This is a genomic window from Erythrobacter sp. THAF29 (genome assembly GCF_009363635.1).
Classification (GTDB): Bacteria; Pseudomonadota; Alphaproteobacteria; order Sphingomonadales; family Sphingomonadaceae; genus Erythrobacter.
This window is the reverse complement of record NZ_CP045392.1, coordinates 1,016,296-1,033,455: the sequence shown is the minus strand read 5'-3', so window position 1 is coordinate 1,033,455 and position 17,160 is coordinate 1,016,296. Positions and strand designations below refer to the sequence as shown.

Sequence of the window (17,160 nt, the reverse complement as noted above, 5' to 3'; positions counted from 1 at the left end):
GCAAAGGTTTCATAATCCCGTGCAGATGTGCCACACAACCTGCAGTGCATTTTGTCGAATGGTGGTTAGGGGGTCTCGATGGCTAGGCGCAATCCCGCGGTCACTCCGCCGCCCTTGCCCGAAATAGGGTTCAGCATCGGCATTACCGGTCATCGACTCTCGCATGGCGGATATGCAGCACAGGAAGGGCGAATAGAGGCGGTCCTGGGCGAGATCTTCGACCGCATCGACAGGCTCATATCCGAAACGGACGGACAATCCAGCGGGCTGAAGCGCGCCACCACGCGGCTCAACACGCTGATGGTCGATGGCGCGGACCAGGCTGCGGCATATCTTGCAATCGAGCGAGGCTGGGAACTCGTAAGCCCGCTGCCGTTCGGCGAAAGGCTCAATCTTGCGATTAACTCGCTTCCCGAAGACGCAGCCGATGCCCGCGCGCTGCTCGCCGGAGACGACCCTGCAAACACTGAAACGAAGGCGCGCGCCGACCGCATCGTGGCGATGACGCATCAGGCGCGCACCTTTGCTCTCGCCGACCAGGACGAGCGGATTGCAAAGCTCTATCTGGCCATGCTCGATGCGCCGAGCGACTTTCAGGCAAGCCAGCGCTTTACGGTGGAGAGCTCAATACGCGCGGCGCTGGCCGGTCGGATCATAGTGGAACAATCCGATCTCGTCGTCGGGGTCTGGGACGGAGTGTCCACTGCCAGTCTTGGCGGAACCGGCCATACGATCGCCCAGACGCTCGAAATGGGATCGCCGGTGATTTGGATAGATCCTGAAAGGCCGGAGGATTGGCGGTTCCTTCATTCGCCGGAATCGCTCGCGACCCTGTCTCACGATCCGCCGACCGAGCGGCGCAAGGCTGTATTGGAAGCAATCGTGGAAGACGTGATGCTGCCGAATGCGCCGCTGCACGATAATGGCCCTGCGAAGCAAGGGCTTACCGCCCTGTACGGGGCTGGATGGGAGGACCGCAGTTCTCCTGCGAGCCACGGATACCGACGCGTCGAGACTCTCTTCGGCGGGGCGGGAAAGGCTTTCGCCTCGATCAAGCAAACGTATGAAAAACCCGAAGACATCGGTACCGGAAGCGCCGCCGCGCTGATTGCAACCGCAGAGGCGCTGCCCGGGGTCGACAGGCAGCATCTCGATGATCTGAAAACCAAAGCCTTGTACAATTTTGCTTGGGCCGACGGAATCTCGGCCAAGCTTTCCGACCGGTACCGCGGCGGCATGACCATCAGCTTTTTACTCTCCGCAATCGCGATTGTTGGCGGCGTTGCTTACTTGCCGTTAGTCGATCCCGACGACAAATGGATCTTCGCGCTGTTCGAGTTCGGCGTACTGCTGGCAATCGTCCTCTTGACCTGGCGCGGTGTGCGCGGCCGTTGGCACGGGCGATGGTTCGAGACGCGCCGCGTGGCGGAATATTTCCGGCACAGCCCTTTCATGCTGCTGCTGGGTGTTTCGCGCCCACCGGGTCGATGGCCGACCGGTACCGAAACGAGCTGGCCCGAGTGGGTGGCGAGACACAGCCTGCGCCGCATAGGTCTGCCTCGGACGACAATCACTTCGGAGTATCTGCGCAGATACCTTACCTTGCTGCTTGACGAGCACGTCGAGCCTCAGCGGGATTACCACGCGCTCAAGGCGAAGCGCCTGCGCACCGTCCATCACAGGCTCGATGAGCTTTCGGAACTGCTCTTCAAGCTCGCGATCCTATCGGTCGCGGCGTATCTGACGCTGAAACTTGGATCGAAACTGGGCTTGGTCGAGCCGGAGCTGGTCTCAGCGACCTCCAAGACGTTCACTGTACTCGGCGTGGCCTTTCCGACCTTCGGTGCTGCGATTGCAGGAATGCGGTTTTTCGGCGACTTCGAACGGTTTGCATCGATCTCGGACGTGACGAACCAGCGGCTGTCGGCCATCGCGAACAGGATCGAGCTGCTCAAGAGTGCGGCTGACGGCGAGCTGGATTACGCCCGCGTCGCCGAACTCGCGCATGCGACCGCCGACGTCGTCGTGTCGGAAATAGAGGCGTGGCAATCGGTATTCAGCGGCAAGCACATTACTGTGCCGGTTTGAAGATGGCCAAACCGGATCAAGTCTCTTCGCCGTTTTCTTTGGCCCACAATCGCTCCATCATCAGGTAGGTGAACGAAGCGCTCCAGGCGATCAGCAGCAGGCCGGCAAGCGCCTCGATACCCGCCACCATGCGCATGGCGCCATCTGGAAAAATGTCGCCAATGCCGAGGGTCGAATAGGTCGCGATCGAAAAGTAGAAATAATCGACAGGGGTCGAATGGTACGCGCCGGACAATTGGCCGAGCCCGGCGAATCCCATGATCGAGTAAGCGACGGCGAACAGCGCGATCTCCGCCACATGTGTAAGGAAGATGGCAGTCATCACCATCATCATCGGACGCTTGATCGTGGGTTTGGGCTTCGAGAAATGCAGGCTCATCGCTCGCAAGACCCTGAAATGAAGGTAAAGGCTGGCCGCGACCAGTCCGAACGAAATGGCGATGCCTGCTACAATCTGGCCCATCGTGCCCCCTCTAGCTGCGCGCCCCGCGCGACTATCCTGACAGGTATGCGTGTACGCAAGACCTTTCATCGAAGGCGGGATCGTTCTGCAAAGGCGTTCTGGCTCAGCGGCGTTCGGCTATTCCTTTGGCTAGCAACCCGTTTACCGCATCCGCGATCTCCGACGAGGATCGTTCGCCATCGCCCCACACGGCATAGCGCAGCCCCACGAAAACATTCATTCCCATGATCGCCCACGCTTCGACCTCGCCAAGCCCTTCGCGGAAATCACCGATTTCAGAGCCTGCCTTGAGGCGCGCCTCGATCCGTTCTGCGATGGTCTCGTAGTGGTCGCGGTAGCTTGCCGGATCGACGAACTCCGCTTCGTCGATGATGCGGTAGATCTCCTTGTGCTCGCTCGCAAATTCGAGAAACGCCGCGAGCGCAGCGCGCTCGATCTCGAGCGGCGCCATGTCATCCGACAATGCCGCCCTTGCGGAAGACTTCACGTTTTCACTCATGTCCGCGACGAGCGCACGGAACAGCGCGTCCTTGCTTTCGAAATAGGTGTAGAAACTGCCTAGCGCGACGCCGGCCCTGCGGGTGATCGAACTTACCGAAGCTTCGTGAAACCCCTTTTCCCCGAACTCGACGGCCGAGGCATCGAGCAGCTTGCGAAGCGTTCGTCGACCGCGCTCGGTGCGCGGGGTCCTGCTGTCATTCTGCGAAGCCCTGGTGGCCGCCATTGCCGTCTCTCCCCTGCACCATGCCTAAGCAAGGCAGGACCTTTTCACAATAGCCAACTTGAAAGTTGGTTCAACTTTCAATATTGCTCGCTTCCAAGAGGTTTTGGGAGAGGACCAAACTATGAAAGCCATATTCGCCACCCGCGCCGTTCTACTGGCAGGCTGCGCGACGTTTGCCGGTTTCGCCGCGCCCGTCGCTGCTCAGGACAACGAGGAAGAAACCGTAGCGACCGTCGCGGAGACGCAGGGCCAAGGTATCATCGTCACCGCCCGTCGGCGCGAAGAGGCGCTGATCGAAGTCCCGCTCTCGGTCACGGCGATCTCGGGCGAAGCTCTGGAGCAAAAAGGCGTGCAGGACCTCACGCAGGTCGCTCAGGAGGTGCCGAATATCACGCTCGAGGTGAGCCGCGGCACCAACACCACTCTCACCGCCTTCATCCGCGGGGTCGGACAACAGGACCCGGTCGCAGGCTTCGAGGCAGGTGTCGGGCTGTATGTCGACGATGTATACCTCAATCGCCCGCAAGCCGCCGTGCTCGACGTCTACGATGTCGAGCGGATCGAAATTCTGCGGGGGCCTCAAGGCACGCTCTACGGCCGCAACACTATCGGCGGCGCGATCAAGTATGTGACCGCCAGGTTGCCAGACGATCCGAGCCTGAAAATTCGCGGTACCTACGGCTCCTACGACCAAGCAGATCTGATCGTCACCGCATCGACCCCTCTCACCGACAGCCTCAACGTCGGCGCAAGCGGCGCGCGCCTCTCGCGCGGCGGTTTCGGCGAAAACCTCAATCTCGGCACCGAGAACTACAACAAGGACGTCTGGGCAGCACGCGGCACGATCGAATTCGACAGCGGCCCGCTCTTCATCCGCCTGTCGGGCGACTACGTGAAGGATAACAGCGAGGCGCGTCAGGGCTCGCGCCTGATCCCGGGGCTGTTCTCCGGCGCACCGGTGCTCGACGACGTGTTCGACACCCGCGCAGGGCTCAACATCGTCGACCAGGAGGTCGAGGCCTATGGCGGCGCGCTCAATATCGCGCTCGACCTGACCGACGAGATCACGCTAAAATCGATCACCGGATATCGCGAGGACAAATCGACGACCCCGATCGATTTCGACAGCCTTCCCGCCGCCGACCTCGACGTTCCTGCAATCTACGAGAACGACCAGTTCAGCCAGGAACTTCAGCTCCTCTACGAAGGCGACAGGCTTTCTGGCGTGGTCGGATTCTACTATCTCGACGCAAGCGCCTTCACTGCGTTCGACGTCGCGCTGTTCACCACCGGAGACCTCATTAGCCTGCCCGGCCTCAACGCCCAGACACTGGGGGATGTCGGGACCGAGACTTGGTCGGTCTTCGGCGACTTCACGTTCGACATCACCGACAGGCTAAGCATCTCGGTCGGCGGGCGCTACACCAACGACAAGCGCACCAGCCGCGTGCTGCGCACGACCTTTATCGGCGGTTTCTCCGACCTGTTCGTGCCGAACAGCCCGGCGATCCCGATTGCAGTCACCAGCGATTTCGAAGGCTCGGAGACGTTCGAGGATTTCAACCCGCGCGCCTCGATCAGCTTCCGGCCGACGCCCGATCACAATTTCTATTTCACCTACTCGCAGGGCTTCAAGGGCGGCGGGTTCGACCCGCGCGGTCAGACCACCGCCGCACCCGATCTCGATGGCGATGGAGACGTGGATTTCGACGATCAGTTCGAATTCCTGCGCTTCGCTCCGGAAACTGTCGACAGTTATGAGCTCGGTTGGAAGGCCTCGCTGCTCGACAATAGGCTGAACATCGCGCTTGCAGCCTTCCTGGGCCAGTACAACGATGTTCAGATCCCCGGATCCGTGGGGCTGGATACCAATGGCGACGGAGTAAACGACAGCTTCATCGGCATAACTTCGAACGCGGCGAGCGCAGACGTGAACGGATTCGAGTTCGAGGGGAATGCACTTGTCGGACGCGATTTTGCCGGCGATCGCAGCCGCCTGAACGTCAACTGGTCGCTCGGCGTGCTCGATGCGAAATTCAACACCTTCATCGACGCATTCGGCAACGACGTCGCGGATCAGCGAGTCTTCCAAAACACGCCCGAGATTACCGCGCATATGGGCTTCGTGCTCGGCGTGCCCGTCGCCGACGGAATGCTCGATTTTCTCGGTAGCGCTTCGCTGCGCTCCGATGCCAGCCAGTTTGAAGCGCCGAACCCGTTCCTCGATCAGGACGGCTTCGTGCTCGTCGATGCGAGCGTGGTGTACACGCTCGACAGCGGGCTGTTCTCGATTGGGGTGCACGGGAAAAACCTGCTCGACAAGGAATACATCGTCGCGGGCTACAATTTCGTCGCGGGCGGTTTCCCGCCGGGCACACCCTTCACGCCCACGCTCGGTCTCGAAGGCACATTGACCGGGTTCTACGGCGATCCGCGCCGCGTCTTCGTCACCGCCGAAGTCAGCTTCTGAAATCGTCGTCCCCAAGACGAGAAGGCCCCCGGCTCTCGCATCCGAGAGCCGGGGGCCTTTGCATTCGCGGGTCGCTAAGTTCTTAGGCCGCAGCGCCTGCGCTGGCGCCGGGGGTCTTGCCTGAACCGTTTGTCGCGCCGCCCGGTGGCGGATTGACGATCCCTGCATCGACAGCCTTTTTCGCAGTCTTGGTGCGTTTGCCTGTCGCTTTCGACTTCAGCGCATCCTTTTGCTCTGGCGGCTGCTCATTTGCCGCTTTCTTGTCCAGATGGCGCTTGATCAGATAGCCGCCCGCGCCCACCGCAAGCATCGTCGGGATGCTGAAACGAGAGAGCACGAATGGTACCGCACTTGCCAGCATCGCGCCGGTTGCACTGCCGGTGGTCGGGCTTTTGGGGGCGAGTTTTGAGCCGAGCACGGCTCCGATAACGTTCTTCAGCATGGTGTTGATCTCCTTTGACAAACCAACGGTCGAATGGCCCTTCGTGTTCCGAATTTTGTCGCACGAGAATGTCGTTTGGTCTGCCTCACACAGAATTGACCCAGATCAATGCCCGGCAAAGCTTCGGAGCGCATTGTCGCCAGTGTCAGCTTAGGAGAATAGCCATGCTCACAGCCAATGTCGGCAATGCAGACAGGATCATCCGCATCGTGCTCGGACTGGTTCTGGTCGCTCTCGTATTCGTCGGACCGCAAACCCCTTGGGGCTGGCTCGGCCTGATCCCGCTCATTACCGGGCTGGCCGGACGCTGCCCGGCCTATTCGTTGCTCGGCGTGAATACATGCTCACGGACCTGACTGCGGGCAACTGCGGCTAGATCGGTGTCTACGCTTTAGGCGCTTGAAAAGAGCCAAATCGCTGCTGGAATTTGCGCTGCCGAGCGGGCATAGCGCCGATCCATGCACGATATTCGCCTGATCAGAGACGATCCCGAAGGTTTTGACGCGGCGCTCGCGCGGCGCGGAGAAGGACCAGTGGCCAAGGAAATCCTTGCGCTCGACGAAGAACGCCGTGCGCTCACGACCAGGCTGCAGGAAATGCAGGCCCGCCGCAACGAGGCGAGCAAAGCCATCGGCCAGGCTATGGGACAGGGTGACAGGGACAAGGCCGAAGAACTGAAGGCCGAGGTCGCCCAGATCAAGCAGGAGATGCCCGCAATCGAAGCGCGCGAGCGCGAGCTAGGCGAAAAGCTGACCGACATGCTCGCGCGCATTCCGAACCTGCCCGCGGACGATGTGCCCGATGGCGCGGACGAGAGCGACAATGTCGAGATCTCGAGCTGGGGCGAAAAGCGCGATTTTGCCTTCGAGCCGCGCGAGCACGCCGACATTGCGCCGGCACTGGGGATGGATTTCGAGACTGGCGCGAGGCTTTCGGGCGCGCGCTTCACTTTCCTGCGCGGCGACATGGCGCGGCTCCACCGCGCGCTCGGCCAGTTCATGATCGACCGGCAGACCAAGGAATACGGCTATACCGAAAACAACCCGCCGGTGCTGGTGCGCGACGAGGCCATGTACGGCACCGACAAGTTGCCCAAATTTGCCGAAGACAGCTTCCGCACCACCGACGATCGCTGGCTTATCCCGACCTCCGAAGTTTCGCTCACCGCCAGCGTCATGGGCGAGATCCTCGACGAGGATGCGCTGCCGATGCGGCTCACCGGCCTCACCCTTTGCTTCCGTTCCGAAGCAGGGGCGGCGGGCAAGGACACGCGCGGCTTCATCCGCCAGCACCAGTTCGAGAAGTGCGAGCTGGTCAGCATCGTGCGCCCCGGGGATAGCGAGGCCGAGCACGAGCGCATGACCGAGGCGGCCGAGGCGATCCTCCAGGCCCTGGGCCTGCCTTATCGCAAGATGCTGCTATGCACCGGCGACATGGGCTTTGGCGCGCGCAAGACCTACGATCTCGAGGTCTGGCTTCCGGGGCAAGGCGCCTATCGCGAGATTTCCTCGTGCTCGAACACCGGCGATTTCCAGGCGCGGCGGATGAATGCACGCTATCGCCCCGAAGGCAGCAAGAAGACCGAATTCGTCCACACGCTGAACGGATCGGGCCTCGCGGTCGGGCGCACCCTCGTCGCGGTGATCGAAAACTACCAACAGGAAGACGGCAGCGTGCTGGTGCCCGATGCGCTTGCGCCCTATATGGGCGGGGTGACGAAGCTCGAGCCCGCCGCATAATGCGCATCCTCCTGACGAATGACGATGGCTATCACGCGCCCGGCTTCGAAGTGCTTGAGGAGATCGCGCGGCAGTTTTCGGACGATATCTGGGTCTGCGCTCCTTCGGAAGAGCAATCGGGTGCGGGGCATTCGCTCACACTCAATCACCCTGTCCGCCTCCAGCAATTTGCAGAGCGCCGCTTTGCCGTCACTGGCACACCGACCGACAGCGTGATGATGGGTCTGCGCGAAGTGCTTGACGATCCGCCCGACCTGATCCTGTCGGGCGTCAATCGCGGCGCAAACCTTGGCGACGACATCACCTATTCGGGCACCGTCTCCGCCGCCATCGAGGGGGCGCTCGCAGGCGTACGCTCGATTGCGCTCTCCCAAGTTTACAACAGAGAATCTGTGGCGAGCGAGGACCTGTTCGCCGCCGCGCGCGAATGGGGGCCGAAGGTCATCGCGCCTTTGCTCGATGCGCCTTTCGACGAGCGTACGCTCGTCAACGTCAACTTCCCGCCGCGCAGCCCGCAGAACGTAAAAGGCATTCGAGTGGTCCGGCAGGGCTTTCACGATTATTCGCGCGGCTCCATCGTCGAAGGCAGGGACCCGCGCGGCCATCGCTATTTCTGGTTCGGTCTGCACGCGATCGAGCACACGCTCGACCACGGCACCGACCTCGAAGCTATCGATGAAGGCTATGTGGCAGTCACACCGCTGCAACTCGATCTGACACACCATTCCTCGCTCGAGGATATGGCGAAGCGGTTCGAGAGCTGAGGGCAAAAGGGGGCAGCGAGACGATGGCAGAAAAGCAACCCGACCGCGTGTTCTCCTCCAGGCCCGACAAGATCGTCGCCGCGCGCAAATTCAAGCCGCTGCGCCGCGCAGTGCGCATCCCTGTATGGGGCGACCTGGGCATTCGCCTTGGCCTTGCGCTGTTCCTGATTTTCATCGTCGTGATGATCCATTGGTGGGACCGCGGTGGGTTGACCGATGTGGTGGATGGCGAGGTGAGCTTCCTCGACGTCGTGTATTTCACGATGATCTCGATCACCACGACCGGCTTCGGTGACATCACGCCTGTCACCGACCGCGCGCGCCTGGTCGAGGCGCTGATCGTCACGCCCGTTCGGTTTGCGGTCCTGTTTATCTTCGTTGGCACCGCCTACAACTTCATCATCAAGCGAAGCTGGGAGAAATTCCGCATGGCCCGTATTCAGGAAAAACTGTCCGACCATGTGGTCGTGCTCGGCTACGGCGTGTCGGGCTCCGAGAGCGTCGAGGAATTGATCGAGCGCGGCACCGATGCGCGCAAGATCGTTGTGGTCGACCCGAGCGAAGAGCGGCTTGCCGCCGCTGAAAAGCTTGGTGTGAACGTCCTTGCCGCCGACGCGACCCGGGACGAAACGCTCAAAGCCGTGCGCATCGAAACGGCGCAGTCCGTGCTCGTTTCGGCCGGGCGTGACGATACCTCGATCCTGATCGTGCTGACCGTCCGCCATCTTGCGCCGCGCGTTCCAATCAGCGTTGTCGTGCGTGCGAGCGACAACGAACTGTTGGCGCGGCAGGCAGGTGCAAACAATGTCATCAACCCGGTGCGCTTTACCGGGCTGCTTCTCGCAGGATCGGCGCAGGGGGCGCACATTGCCGATTACCTCGCCGACCTGGCCTCGGTCACAGGGCGAGTACAGCTTGTCGAACGCGTTGTGACCGAGGAGGAATGCGGCTCGTCGATCAGCGAACTCAGCTCGGGCGGCAAAGGTCTTCGCATCTACCGCAATGGGCGCGCGATCGGTTACTGGGAGGAGGAATGCCAGAACCTCCAGCCCGGGGATGTGCTGGTCGAGATCGTTCCGACCGAGAATGGCACATCGAAAGGCGATGGCCACGGCTCGAGCGAGGGATAGGTCTGTTACGGCAGGTATGCGTGCACTGTCGCAACGACAGTGAAGAACACCAGCCAGTATCCCGCATCTATGAAAAACAGCTTCTTTGTCTTTTGCGAAAACAGGTAGTTGATGCCGATCGCCGGGACGACAAAGCCTAGCGCTGCCCCGAAACCGGTCATCACTTTCGCAAATACTGAAAGGTCGGAGCCGGCAACTGCATAGCTCTGGAATGTATGCGCCATCGTCCAGCTGATGAGCAGCGAGAGCAGGAACGCACCGCCATAAATCCTTGCCATGTGGCCGTTTTGCACGTCTTCTTCGGTGAGTCCCACCGCGGAAAGCCATTGTTTGCCGAGTAGTGGCCCGTACCAAATGCCTCCGACAACGAAGCCCATTACCGCGCCGATGGCCACGGCGATCCAGTTTACATCGAACAGGTTCATTCAACCCTCCCCCTGTTTTCTTAGCGACCCGCCACAAAGCTAGCGTATTCGTTTGTGAAGGTGTAGGGGCGCGCCCGCAATGAATACCCCGACCACTTCCCTCCCCGACCAAAAGCGCGTCGGCATGGTTTCGCTCGGCTGTCCGAAGGCGCTGGTCGATTCCGAACGCATCCTCACCCGTCTGCGCGCCGATGGCTATGCGATGAGCCCCGATTACGCCGGTGCCGATGTCGTGCTGGTCAATACATGCGGCTTCCTCGACAGCGCCAAGGAAGAAAGCCTTGCCGCAATCGGGGAGGCGATCAGCGAGAATGGCCGCGTGATCGTGACCGGGTGCATGGGCGAAGAGGCCGACGCGATCCGTGCCGCGCATCCGCAAGTGCTCGCGGTGACCGGCGCGCATCAGTACGAGCAAGTGGTTGAAGCGGTGCACGAGCACGCGCCGCCCTCGCAAGGGCCGTTTGTCGACCTGATCCCGCAGCCGGACATCAAGCTGACCCCGCGCCACTACAGCTATCTCAAGATTTCCGAAGGCTGCAATCACTCCTGTTCCTTCTGCATCATCCCGCAATTGCGCGGAAAGCTGGCGAGCCGCCGGATCGACGCGGTGCTGCGCGAGGCGGAAAAACTCGTTGCGGCCGGCACCAGGGAATTGCTCGTCATCAGTCAGGACACCTCGGCCTACGGGGTCGATACGCGCCACGAAGCCAAGCCCTGGAAAGGACGCGAGGTTCGCGCGCACATGACCGACCTTGCCCGCGAACTCGGCCAGTTGCGAACCGAGGGCGGCAGCGCTCCGTGGGTACGCCTGCACTACGTCTACCCCTATCCGCACGTCGACAAGGTCATCCCGCTGATGGCCGAGGGGCTACTCACCCCCTATCTCGACATCCCGTTCCAGCACGCCGCGCCTTCGGTGCTCAAGGCGATGAAGCGTCCCGCCAACGAGGCCAAGGTATTGGAGCGCCTCAAGGGCTGGCGCGAGGTCTGCCCCGACATCGCGGTGCGGTCTTCCTTCGTCGTCGGCTTTCCCGGCGAGACCGAGGACGATTTCAAATACCTCCTCGACTGGCTCGAGGAAGCGCAATTGGACCGCGTCGGTGCCTTCCGCTTCGAACCCGTAGAAGGCGCTGCGGCGAACGATCTTCCAAACCCCGTTCCCGAAGAGGTCAAGGAAGAGCGATACGCCCGCCTCATGGAAGTCACCGAGCGGATCTCCGCCGCCAAGCTCACCGCCAAAGTCGGAAAAACGCTCCCCGTCATCATCGACGAGGTTGGCGAGCCCGACGAAGACGGAGATATCGGTGCGACCGGGCGCTCACAGGCCGATGCCCCGGAGATCGATGGTGCCGTCCACCTTCGCAATGTCCCCGATTCGCTTGAGGCCGGAGACATCGTCGATGTCACGATCGAGGATGCAGATGCGCACGACCTGTTCGGAGTGATGGAGCGAAACTGACGAAGTTGACATCCTGTCAGCCCGCCCAAATGGCGATTTCTCCTGTTTTTTCAAAATTTTAAGAGCAAAAAACGAAGTTGACACTTCTCCAACTCGTTTTCACCTTATGGACGATTAACGCCCGCCTCGATGTACATGCGGTTCCCCTAGAGCCGCGCCGCGATGTAGGAAAATGTGAGGTCGCCGGGGGAACGAACCCCGCCCTTCGCGTTAGTCTTGCATATGCCGATCCGCATCGACGCCTCTTTCGCATTCGAGCTTGACCAGCCGACCGACGTGCTCTTGCAATTCGAGGCGGCACCGCTGCCCGAGCAGTCGATACTTTCTGCAGATACGAGAATCGGCAAGACCATGCATCAGGCGCGCGTTGCTGCGCAGGACGGGATAGGCGAGCGCATCTGGCTGCGCGGCGAAGGCCGCTTCGATATCGAATACACAGCACTGGTCGACGTTAACCGGCAAACGGTCGACTTGCCCACTGTCCCCGCGCTCGAACCGCACCTGCTGCCGGGCGAAGCTGTCCAGTATCTGCTCGATTCCCGCTTTTGCCCTGCCGACCGTTTCCAGAGCTTCGTCCAAAGTGAGTTTGGGGGGACGACCGGCGGCGCGCGCGTCGAGGCGATACGTGCATGGATCGCCCATCACCTTTCTTACGTGCCGGGAGCGAGTGGCCCTCACACCGATGCCTCCGACACCTTCATCGGGCGCCAGGGAATCTGCCGCGATTACGCGCATCTGCTGGTGACCCTTGCGCGTGCCTCGACAATCCCCGCGCGCTATGTTGCCTGCTACGCGCCCGGTGTGGACCCGCCCGATTTCCACGCAGTCGCCGAAGTCTTTCTCGCGGATCCCGAGCATGAGGATGGCGGAACGTGGCAGATCGTCGATGCGACCGGCATGGCCGATCCGGTCAAGACCGTGAAGATCGGAGTGGGCCGCGACGCCGCCGATGTGAGCTTCCTCACAAGCTTCGGCCCCAATCGCTTCATCAGCTCGAATGTCGGGGTGTCGGAAGCCTAGGCGCTGCCACGCACGCGCAGCCTCACGGGAACACGGCGGACACCGCGATCCTCAGCCTCGCCTCCACCGGCGACAGCCTCGACCAGCAACCGTCCCGCGGTGTCGAGATCGGGTTCGATAGTCGTGAGCGGCGGAGTGGTGAGCTCACTTGCCGGAATGCCATCGAAACCGACGAGCTTGATGTCACCGGGAATAGAGCGGCCCGAAGACTGGACCGCCTCCATCACACCGAAGGCCAGCGCATCGCAGACCGCAAAGATGCCGTCGCATGGATCGCCGCTCGCGAGCAGCGCCTCGGTCGCCATGCGGCCCTGCTCTCGCCGCGCTCCACCCGGCTCGATCATCGCGAGGCTCGCGGTCGCGCCAAGCTCCTGCGCGCGCGCGATGAATGCATCGACGCGCTCTGCAAACTGGCGCTGTGCGCTGGTGCGCGAGCCGACCACGACAAGGTTCTTGCACCCGCGCTCGACGAGATGCTCCGCTGCGGCTCTCGCACCCGCTTCGTTGTCCGAGGACACCCAGTCGAGATCGCCCAGTGGGGAGCCCCAATAAGCGACCGGCTGCGTGGTTTCGCCCACCTTGCGGAAATAGTCCCACGCCTCGCGATTGGCGGTCGTGCCGATCACGATCATCCCCTCGGCCTGCCCGCGCTCGACATAATGGCCGAACAGCTTGTCCTCATCCGATTGCAACGAGACGAGCACTTCGAGCCCGCGCTCTGAGGCTGCGGCGCAGATTCCGCCAAGCAAGGCGTAGGAAAACGGATTGACGTCGCGCGCGCCGCCACCCGGCTTGCAGATCACCACCGTTGCGAGCGTGCCGGTGTGCCCACGCCGCAGCCGCGCCGCCCGCTCGTCGACGAAGTATCCCAGCTCCTGCGCCGCGCTGAGCACTTTTTCGCGGGTCGCCTCGCTGATGACCGAGGAACCGGAAAGCGCGCGGCTCACGGTCGACTGGCTCACGCCAGCACGCTCCGCCACGTCGAAACTTGTGACCCGCACCGGCTTTGCGGCTTGCGGCTTGGTCGTCTCTTCCATCTCTCCGGCCTCTCTTCCCGGGCAGGCTTGAATAGCTATGCAGCCCTATGGCCGACAATGCGCCATCGCGCTAGAACTGTGGCAAACTGCGGGACATGTGCCTTTTGGCCCGCAATGTAAGGGGATAGACTTGATGGCCGCACCGGCAATTTCCGCCGACCGCCTGCTCCTGTTCGGCGCTACCGGGGACCTTTCCCGCCGCATGCTGCTCCCCAGCCTGTGTGCGCTAGACGCCGACGGCTTGCTGCCGGAAAACCTGCGCATCATCGGGACCGCGCGCAGCGAGATCGACGATGCCGAGTTTCGCAACATGGCGCGCGAGGCGCTGGAGCATTTCCTGCCGGCCGAACGGCGCGGCGGCATGGCCCATTTCCTCAATCGCCTGCACTATCAGGCGCTCGACGCGACCACGCTGGATGGCTTCGATGCGCTGGCCGAGAAAGTCGGTCCATCGACGAGCGAAGATGGCGACGGCGGCCTTGCCATTTTCCTTTCGACAGCGCCCAGTCTTTTCGGGCCGACCATCGCCGGATTGCAGCATGCCGGGCTGACCGGCGATCACGTGCGCATCGGCCTTGAAAAACCCCTCGGCACCGATCTCGAATCAAGCTGCGCGATCAACGATGCGGTGGCCGAAGCCTTTAGCGAGGACCGGATTTTCCGGATCGATCATTATCTTGGCAAGGAGACGGTGCAGAACCTTCTCGCGCTGCGCTTCGCCAACATCCTGTTCGAGCCGATCTGGAACTGCAATTACATCGACCATGTGCAGATCACCGTAGCCGAGACTGTCGGACTCGAAGGGCGTGTCGCGTTCTACGACGATGCAGGCGCATTGCGCGACATGGTACAGAACCACATGCTTCAGCTGCTCGCGCTGGTCGCGATGGAGCCGCCGACCAGTTTCGACGCTACTGCCGTGCGCGATGAGAAGGTCAAGGTGCTGCGCGCTCTGCGCAAGGTTTCCGCAGACGAGACGGTGACCGGACAATACCGCAAGGGCGCAGTCAATGGCGAGGCGGTGCCTGGCTACGACGAGGAACTCGGCAGGGAATCCGACACGGAGACCTTCGCCGCGATCAAGGCGCATGTCGACAACTGGCGCTGGAAGGGCGTGCCGTTCTACCTGCGCACCGGCAAGCGACTGCCCGAGCGTGTGACAGAAATCATCGTCAAGTTCCGCTGCGTGCCGCACTCGATCTTCGAGCAGATGGGCGCAACCATGCAGCCCAACAGCCTCGTCATTGGGATCCAGCCCGAAGAAAACATAACGCTCACCCTGATGGCGAAGGTGCCGGGCCTCGGGAATGACGGAATCCGTCTGCGTCAGGTCCCGCTGGAGATTACCATGCCCGATGCCTTTGTCGGCCAGCACCGCCGGATCGCCTATGAGCGCCTGCTGCTCGACCTTATCCACGGCGACCAGACGCTGTTCGTCCGCCGCGACGAGGTCGAGGCGCAGTGGCAATGGGTCGATGCGATCCGCGAGGTTTGGGAGGCGAACGACATCAAGCCCAAGCCTTATGCCGCCGGAACCTGGGGGCCGAGCGCAGCGATCGCGCTGGCCGAACGCGACGGAGTAAGCTGGCATGAGTAAACTCAACGATGTGATCCACCGCGTCACCCAGCGGATCATCGGCAATTCGCAAGGCTCGCGCGGGTCCTATCTCGAGCTCATGCGCCGCGAAGCCGACCGCAAGCCCGAGCACAAGGACATCGCCTGTTCGAACCTCGCCCACGCCTTTGCAGGTGCGCTCGAGGATCAGGAGGCGATGAAGAACCGCCGCGGCCCGAATATCGGGATCGTCACCGCCTATAACGACATGCTCTCCGCGCATCAGCCCTATGGCCGCTATCCCGACCGGCTCAAGGTTTACGCCCGCGAAGTCGGCGCGACCGCGCAGGTTGCCGGCGGCACGCCTGCCATGTGCGACGGCGTGACGCAGGGCGAAGACGGGATGGAACTCTCGCTCTTCAGCCGCGACGTGATCGCGCTTTCGACCGGTGTTGCGCTCAGCCACCAGATGTATGACGGAATCGCCGCGCTCGGTATCTGCGACAAGATCGTGCCGGGCCTGTTGATGGGCGCGCTCAGGTTTGGCCACCTGCCCGCCGTGTTCGTCCCCTCCGGCCCGATGCCGAGCGGCATTTCGAACAAGCAGAAGCAGGAAACCCGCCAGAAATACGCAGCCGGTGAGATCGGGCGCGACGAACTGCTCGAAAGCGAGCTCGGCTCCTACCATTCACCCGGCACCTGCACATTTTACGGCACCGCGAACTCCAACCAGATGATGATGGAGATGATGGGGCTGCACATTCCGGGCAGCGCTTTCGTCCAGCCGGGCACGAAGCTCAGGCAAGCTCTCGACCGCGCGGCGGTTCACCGGGTTGCCGAACTCGCGGGCACTACGACGCGCACGCTCGCGCAGGTCGTCGACGAAAAGGCGATCGTCAACGCGGTGATCGGCCTTCTCGCAACCGGCGGATCGACCAATCACGCGATCCATATCCCGGCGATGGCCCGTGCCGCCGGCGTCATCATCGACTGGAGCGACGTGGCCGAGCTTTCGAGCGTCGTGCCGCTGCTCGCGCGCGTCTATCCCAACGGCTCTGGCGACGTGAACCATTTCCACGAAGCAGGTGGCATGTCCTACGTCACCCGCACGCTGCTCGATGAAGGCCTAGCCCACGGCGATATCCTCACCGTCTGGGAGACGGGCATGGAGGCCTACACCGCCGAGCCGGTGCTGGGCGATGGCGACAACCTCGACTGGTCGCCGGTCACCCACACCCGCGACGATACCATGCTGCGCCCAGCCTCCGACCCGTTCCAGCCCGATGGCGGAATGCGTCTGGTCCAGGGCAATCTCGGGCGCGCGTGCTTCAAGTCCTCCGCCGTGGCCAAAGAGCGCTGGACAGTCGAGGCGCCGTGCCGCGTGTTCGAAAACCAAAAGGACGTCGTCACCGCGTTCAAGGCAGGCGAACTCGACCGCGACGTGGTCGTCGTCGTCCGCTTCCAGGGTCCGCGCGCCAACGGGATGCCCGAACTGCATTCTCTCACGCCCTCGCTCGCGGTGTTGCAGGATCGCGGGCACAAGGTCGCGCTCGTCACCGACGGGCGCATGTCGGGCGCGAGCGGCAAGGTGCCCGCCGCGATCCATTGCACGCCGGAAGCATTGGGCGGAGGCCCGCTTTCGCTGCTGCAGGACGGCGATGTCATAAAGGTCTGCGCCGAGACCGGCGAGCTTTCGACCACTGCCGATCTCGCCAGCCGCTCCCCGGCTCCCGACCCGCAAAGCGAATGGGGCGTCGGACGCGAGATGTACCGCATGCTCCAGATGCACGCCGACAGCGCCGAGAAAGGCGCGTCGGCGATGCTGGCAAGCGCGGGACTCTAAA

At 62.3% G+C, this 17,160-nt stretch carries 15 protein-coding genes; 10 read left to right on the top strand and 5 right to left on the bottom strand.

The window, feature by feature from the left end:
- Positions 1-78: 78 nt before the first annotated feature.
- Entirely contained in the window at positions 79-2,088 is a 2,010-nt protein-coding gene (locus FIU90_RS05085; RefSeq protein ID WP_152433794.1) for a hypothetical protein, read from the top strand.
- Positions 2,089-2,104: 16 nt separating this feature from the next.
- Here the strand turns inward: FIU90_RS05085 and FIU90_RS05080 are convergent, their stop codons facing one another.
- Together FIU90_RS05080 and FIU90_RS05075 are read right to left on the bottom strand one after the other, a co-directional pair.
- On the bottom strand, positions 2,105-2,551 hold the full coding sequence (locus FIU90_RS05080) for a potassium channel family protein (protein ID WP_172970183.1): 447 nt from the start codon (positions 2,549-2,551) through the stop codon (positions 2,105-2,107).
- Positions 2,552-2,654: 103 nt separating this feature from the next.
- Complete coding sequence (locus tag FIU90_RS05075) at positions 2,655-3,275, bottom strand: TetR/AcrR family transcriptional regulator (RefSeq protein ID WP_152433792.1); 621 nt, start codon at positions 3,273-3,275, stop codon at positions 2,655-2,657.
- Positions 3,276-3,396: 121 nt separating this feature from the next.
- Between FIU90_RS05075 and FIU90_RS05070 the strand changes: the two genes are divergently transcribed.
- Entirely contained in the window at positions 3,397-5,745 is a 2,349-nt protein-coding gene (locus FIU90_RS05070; protein ID WP_152433791.1) for a TonB-dependent receptor, read from the top strand.
- Between the two features lie 82 nt (positions 5,746-5,827).
- Here FIU90_RS05070 and FIU90_RS05065 read toward each other — a convergent pair whose 3' ends face one another.
- Positions 5,828-6,187, bottom strand: coding sequence for a hypothetical protein (locus FIU90_RS05065; RefSeq protein WP_152433790.1), 360 nt, complete (start codon positions 6,185-6,187; stop codon positions 5,828-5,830).
- Between the two features lie 164 nt (positions 6,188-6,351).
- Here FIU90_RS05065 and FIU90_RS05060 point away from each other — a divergent pair, with 164 nt between their 5' ends.
- From FIU90_RS05060 to FIU90_RS05045, 4 genes are all read left to right on the top strand, one after another.
- The gene (locus FIU90_RS05060) at positions 6,352-6,543 is read left to right on the top strand and encodes a DUF2892 domain-containing protein (RefSeq protein WP_152433789.1); all 192 of its coding nucleotides are present in this window, start codon (positions 6,352-6,354) and stop codon (positions 6,541-6,543) included.
- 102 nt (positions 6,544-6,645) lie between these two features.
- Positions 6,646-7,926, top strand: a complete 1,281-nt coding sequence (gene serS / locus FIU90_RS05055; RefSeq protein WP_152433788.1) for a serine--tRNA ligase — start codon at positions 6,646-6,648, stop codon at positions 7,924-7,926.
- The gene (gene surE / locus FIU90_RS05050) at positions 7,926-8,690 is read left to right on the top strand and encodes a 5'/3'-nucleotidase SurE (protein ID WP_152433787.1); all 765 of its coding nucleotides are present in this window, start codon (positions 7,926-7,928) and stop codon (positions 8,688-8,690) included. The genes serS and surE overlap by 1 nt, the downstream gene beginning before the upstream one ends.
- 23 nt (positions 8,691-8,713) lie before the next feature.
- Complete coding sequence (locus tag FIU90_RS05045; RefSeq protein ID WP_152433786.1) at positions 8,714-9,820, top strand: TrkA family potassium uptake protein; 1,107 nt, start codon at positions 8,714-8,716, stop codon at positions 9,818-9,820.
- 5 nt (positions 9,821-9,825) lie between these two features.
- On the opposite strand, the gene FIU90_RS05040 is transcribed toward FIU90_RS05045, so the two are convergent.
- The gene (locus FIU90_RS05040) at positions 9,826-10,245 is read right to left on the bottom strand and encodes a DUF1761 domain-containing protein (RefSeq protein WP_152433785.1); all 420 of its coding nucleotides are present in this window, start codon (positions 10,243-10,245) and stop codon (positions 9,826-9,828) included.
- 79 nt (positions 10,246-10,324) lie between these two features.
- On the opposite strand from FIU90_RS05040, the gene rimO reads away from it, so the two are divergent.
- Positions 10,325-11,704, top strand: a complete 1,380-nt coding sequence (gene rimO, locus FIU90_RS05035) for a 30S ribosomal protein S12 methylthiotransferase RimO (RefSeq protein ID WP_152433784.1) — start codon at positions 10,325-10,327, stop codon at positions 11,702-11,704.
- A gap of 222 nt (positions 11,705-11,926) precedes the next feature.
- Positions 11,927-12,724, top strand: coding sequence for a transglutaminase family protein (locus FIU90_RS05030; RefSeq protein ID WP_152433783.1), 798 nt, complete (start codon positions 11,927-11,929; stop codon positions 12,722-12,724).
- On the opposite strand, the gene FIU90_RS05025 is transcribed toward FIU90_RS05030, so the two are convergent.
- The gene (locus FIU90_RS05025; protein ID WP_172970182.1) at positions 12,721-13,761 is read right to left on the bottom strand and encodes a LacI family DNA-binding transcriptional regulator; all 1,041 of its coding nucleotides are present in this window, start codon (positions 13,759-13,761) and stop codon (positions 12,721-12,723) included. The two genes, FIU90_RS05030 and FIU90_RS05025, sit on opposite strands and share 4 nt — an antisense overlap.
- A gap of 133 nt (positions 13,762-13,894) precedes the next feature.
- Between FIU90_RS05025 and zwf the strand changes: the two genes are divergently transcribed.
- Together zwf and edd are read left to right on the top strand one after the other, a co-directional pair.
- Positions 13,895-15,358 (top strand): glucose-6-phosphate dehydrogenase, encoded by a 1,464-nt coding sequence (zwf, locus tag FIU90_RS05020; RefSeq protein WP_152433782.1) that lies wholly within the window; start codon positions 13,895-13,897, stop codon positions 15,356-15,358.
- The gene (edd, locus tag FIU90_RS05015; RefSeq protein ID WP_152433781.1) at positions 15,351-17,159 is read left to right on the top strand and encodes a phosphogluconate dehydratase; all 1,809 of its coding nucleotides are present in this window, start codon (positions 15,351-15,353) and stop codon (positions 17,157-17,159) included. Before zwf ends, edd begins: the two co-directional genes overlap by 8 nt.
- The last annotated feature ends 1 nt before the right edge of the window (position 17,160 follow it).

Bases quoted from the DNA above. Each gene is read 5' to 3' on its own strand.
- FIU90_RS05080 (WP_172970183.1), bottom strand. From the start codon at position 2,551: ATGGGCCAGATTGTAGCAGGCATCGCCATTTCGTTCGGACTGGTCGCG.
- FIU90_RS05070 (WP_152433791.1), top strand. From the start codon at position 3,397: ATGAAAGCCATATTCGCCACCCGCGCCGTTCTACTGGCAGGCTGCGCG.
- FIU90_RS05040 (WP_152433785.1), bottom strand. From the start codon at position 10,245: ATGAACCTGTTCGATGTAAACTGGATCGCCGTGGCCATCGGCGCGGTA.
- FIU90_RS05045 (WP_152433786.1), top strand. From the start codon at position 8,714: ATGGCAGAAAAGCAACCCGACCGCGTGTTCTCCTCCAGGCCCGACAAG.
- FIU90_RS05085 (WP_152433794.1), top strand. From the start codon at position 79: ATGGCTAGGCGCAATCCCGCGGTCACTCCGCCGCCCTTGCCCGAAATA.
- FIU90_RS05030 (WP_152433783.1), top strand. From the start codon at position 11,927: ATGCCGATCCGCATCGACGCCTCTTTCGCATTCGAGCTTGACCAGCCG.
- serS (WP_152433788.1), top strand. From the start codon at position 6,646: ATGCACGATATTCGCCTGATCAGAGACGATCCCGAAGGTTTTGACGCG.
- zwf (WP_152433782.1), top strand. From the start codon at position 13,895: ATGGCCGCACCGGCAATTTCCGCCGACCGCCTGCTCCTGTTCGGCGCT.
- FIU90_RS05075 (WP_152433792.1), bottom strand. From the start codon at position 3,275: ATGGCGGCCACCAGGGCTTCGCAGAATGACAGCAGGACCCCGCGCACC.
- rimO (WP_152433784.1), top strand. From the start codon at position 10,325: ATGAATACCCCGACCACTTCCCTCCCCGACCAAAAGCGCGTCGGCATG.
- FIU90_RS05025 (WP_172970182.1), bottom strand. From the start codon at position 13,761: ATGGAAGAGACGACCAAGCCGCAAGCCGCAAAGCCGGTGCGGGTCACA.
- edd (WP_152433781.1), top strand. From the start codon at position 15,351: ATGAGTAAACTCAACGATGTGATCCACCGCGTCACCCAGCGGATCATC.
- FIU90_RS05060 (WP_152433789.1), top strand. From the start codon at position 6,352: ATGCTCACAGCCAATGTCGGCAATGCAGACAGGATCATCCGCATCGTG.
- FIU90_RS05065 (WP_152433790.1), bottom strand. From the start codon at position 6,187: ATGCTGAAGAACGTTATCGGAGCCGTGCTCGGCTCAAAACTCGCCCCC.
- surE (WP_152433787.1), top strand. From the start codon at position 7,926: ATGCGCATCCTCCTGACGAATGACGATGGCTATCACGCGCCCGGCTTC.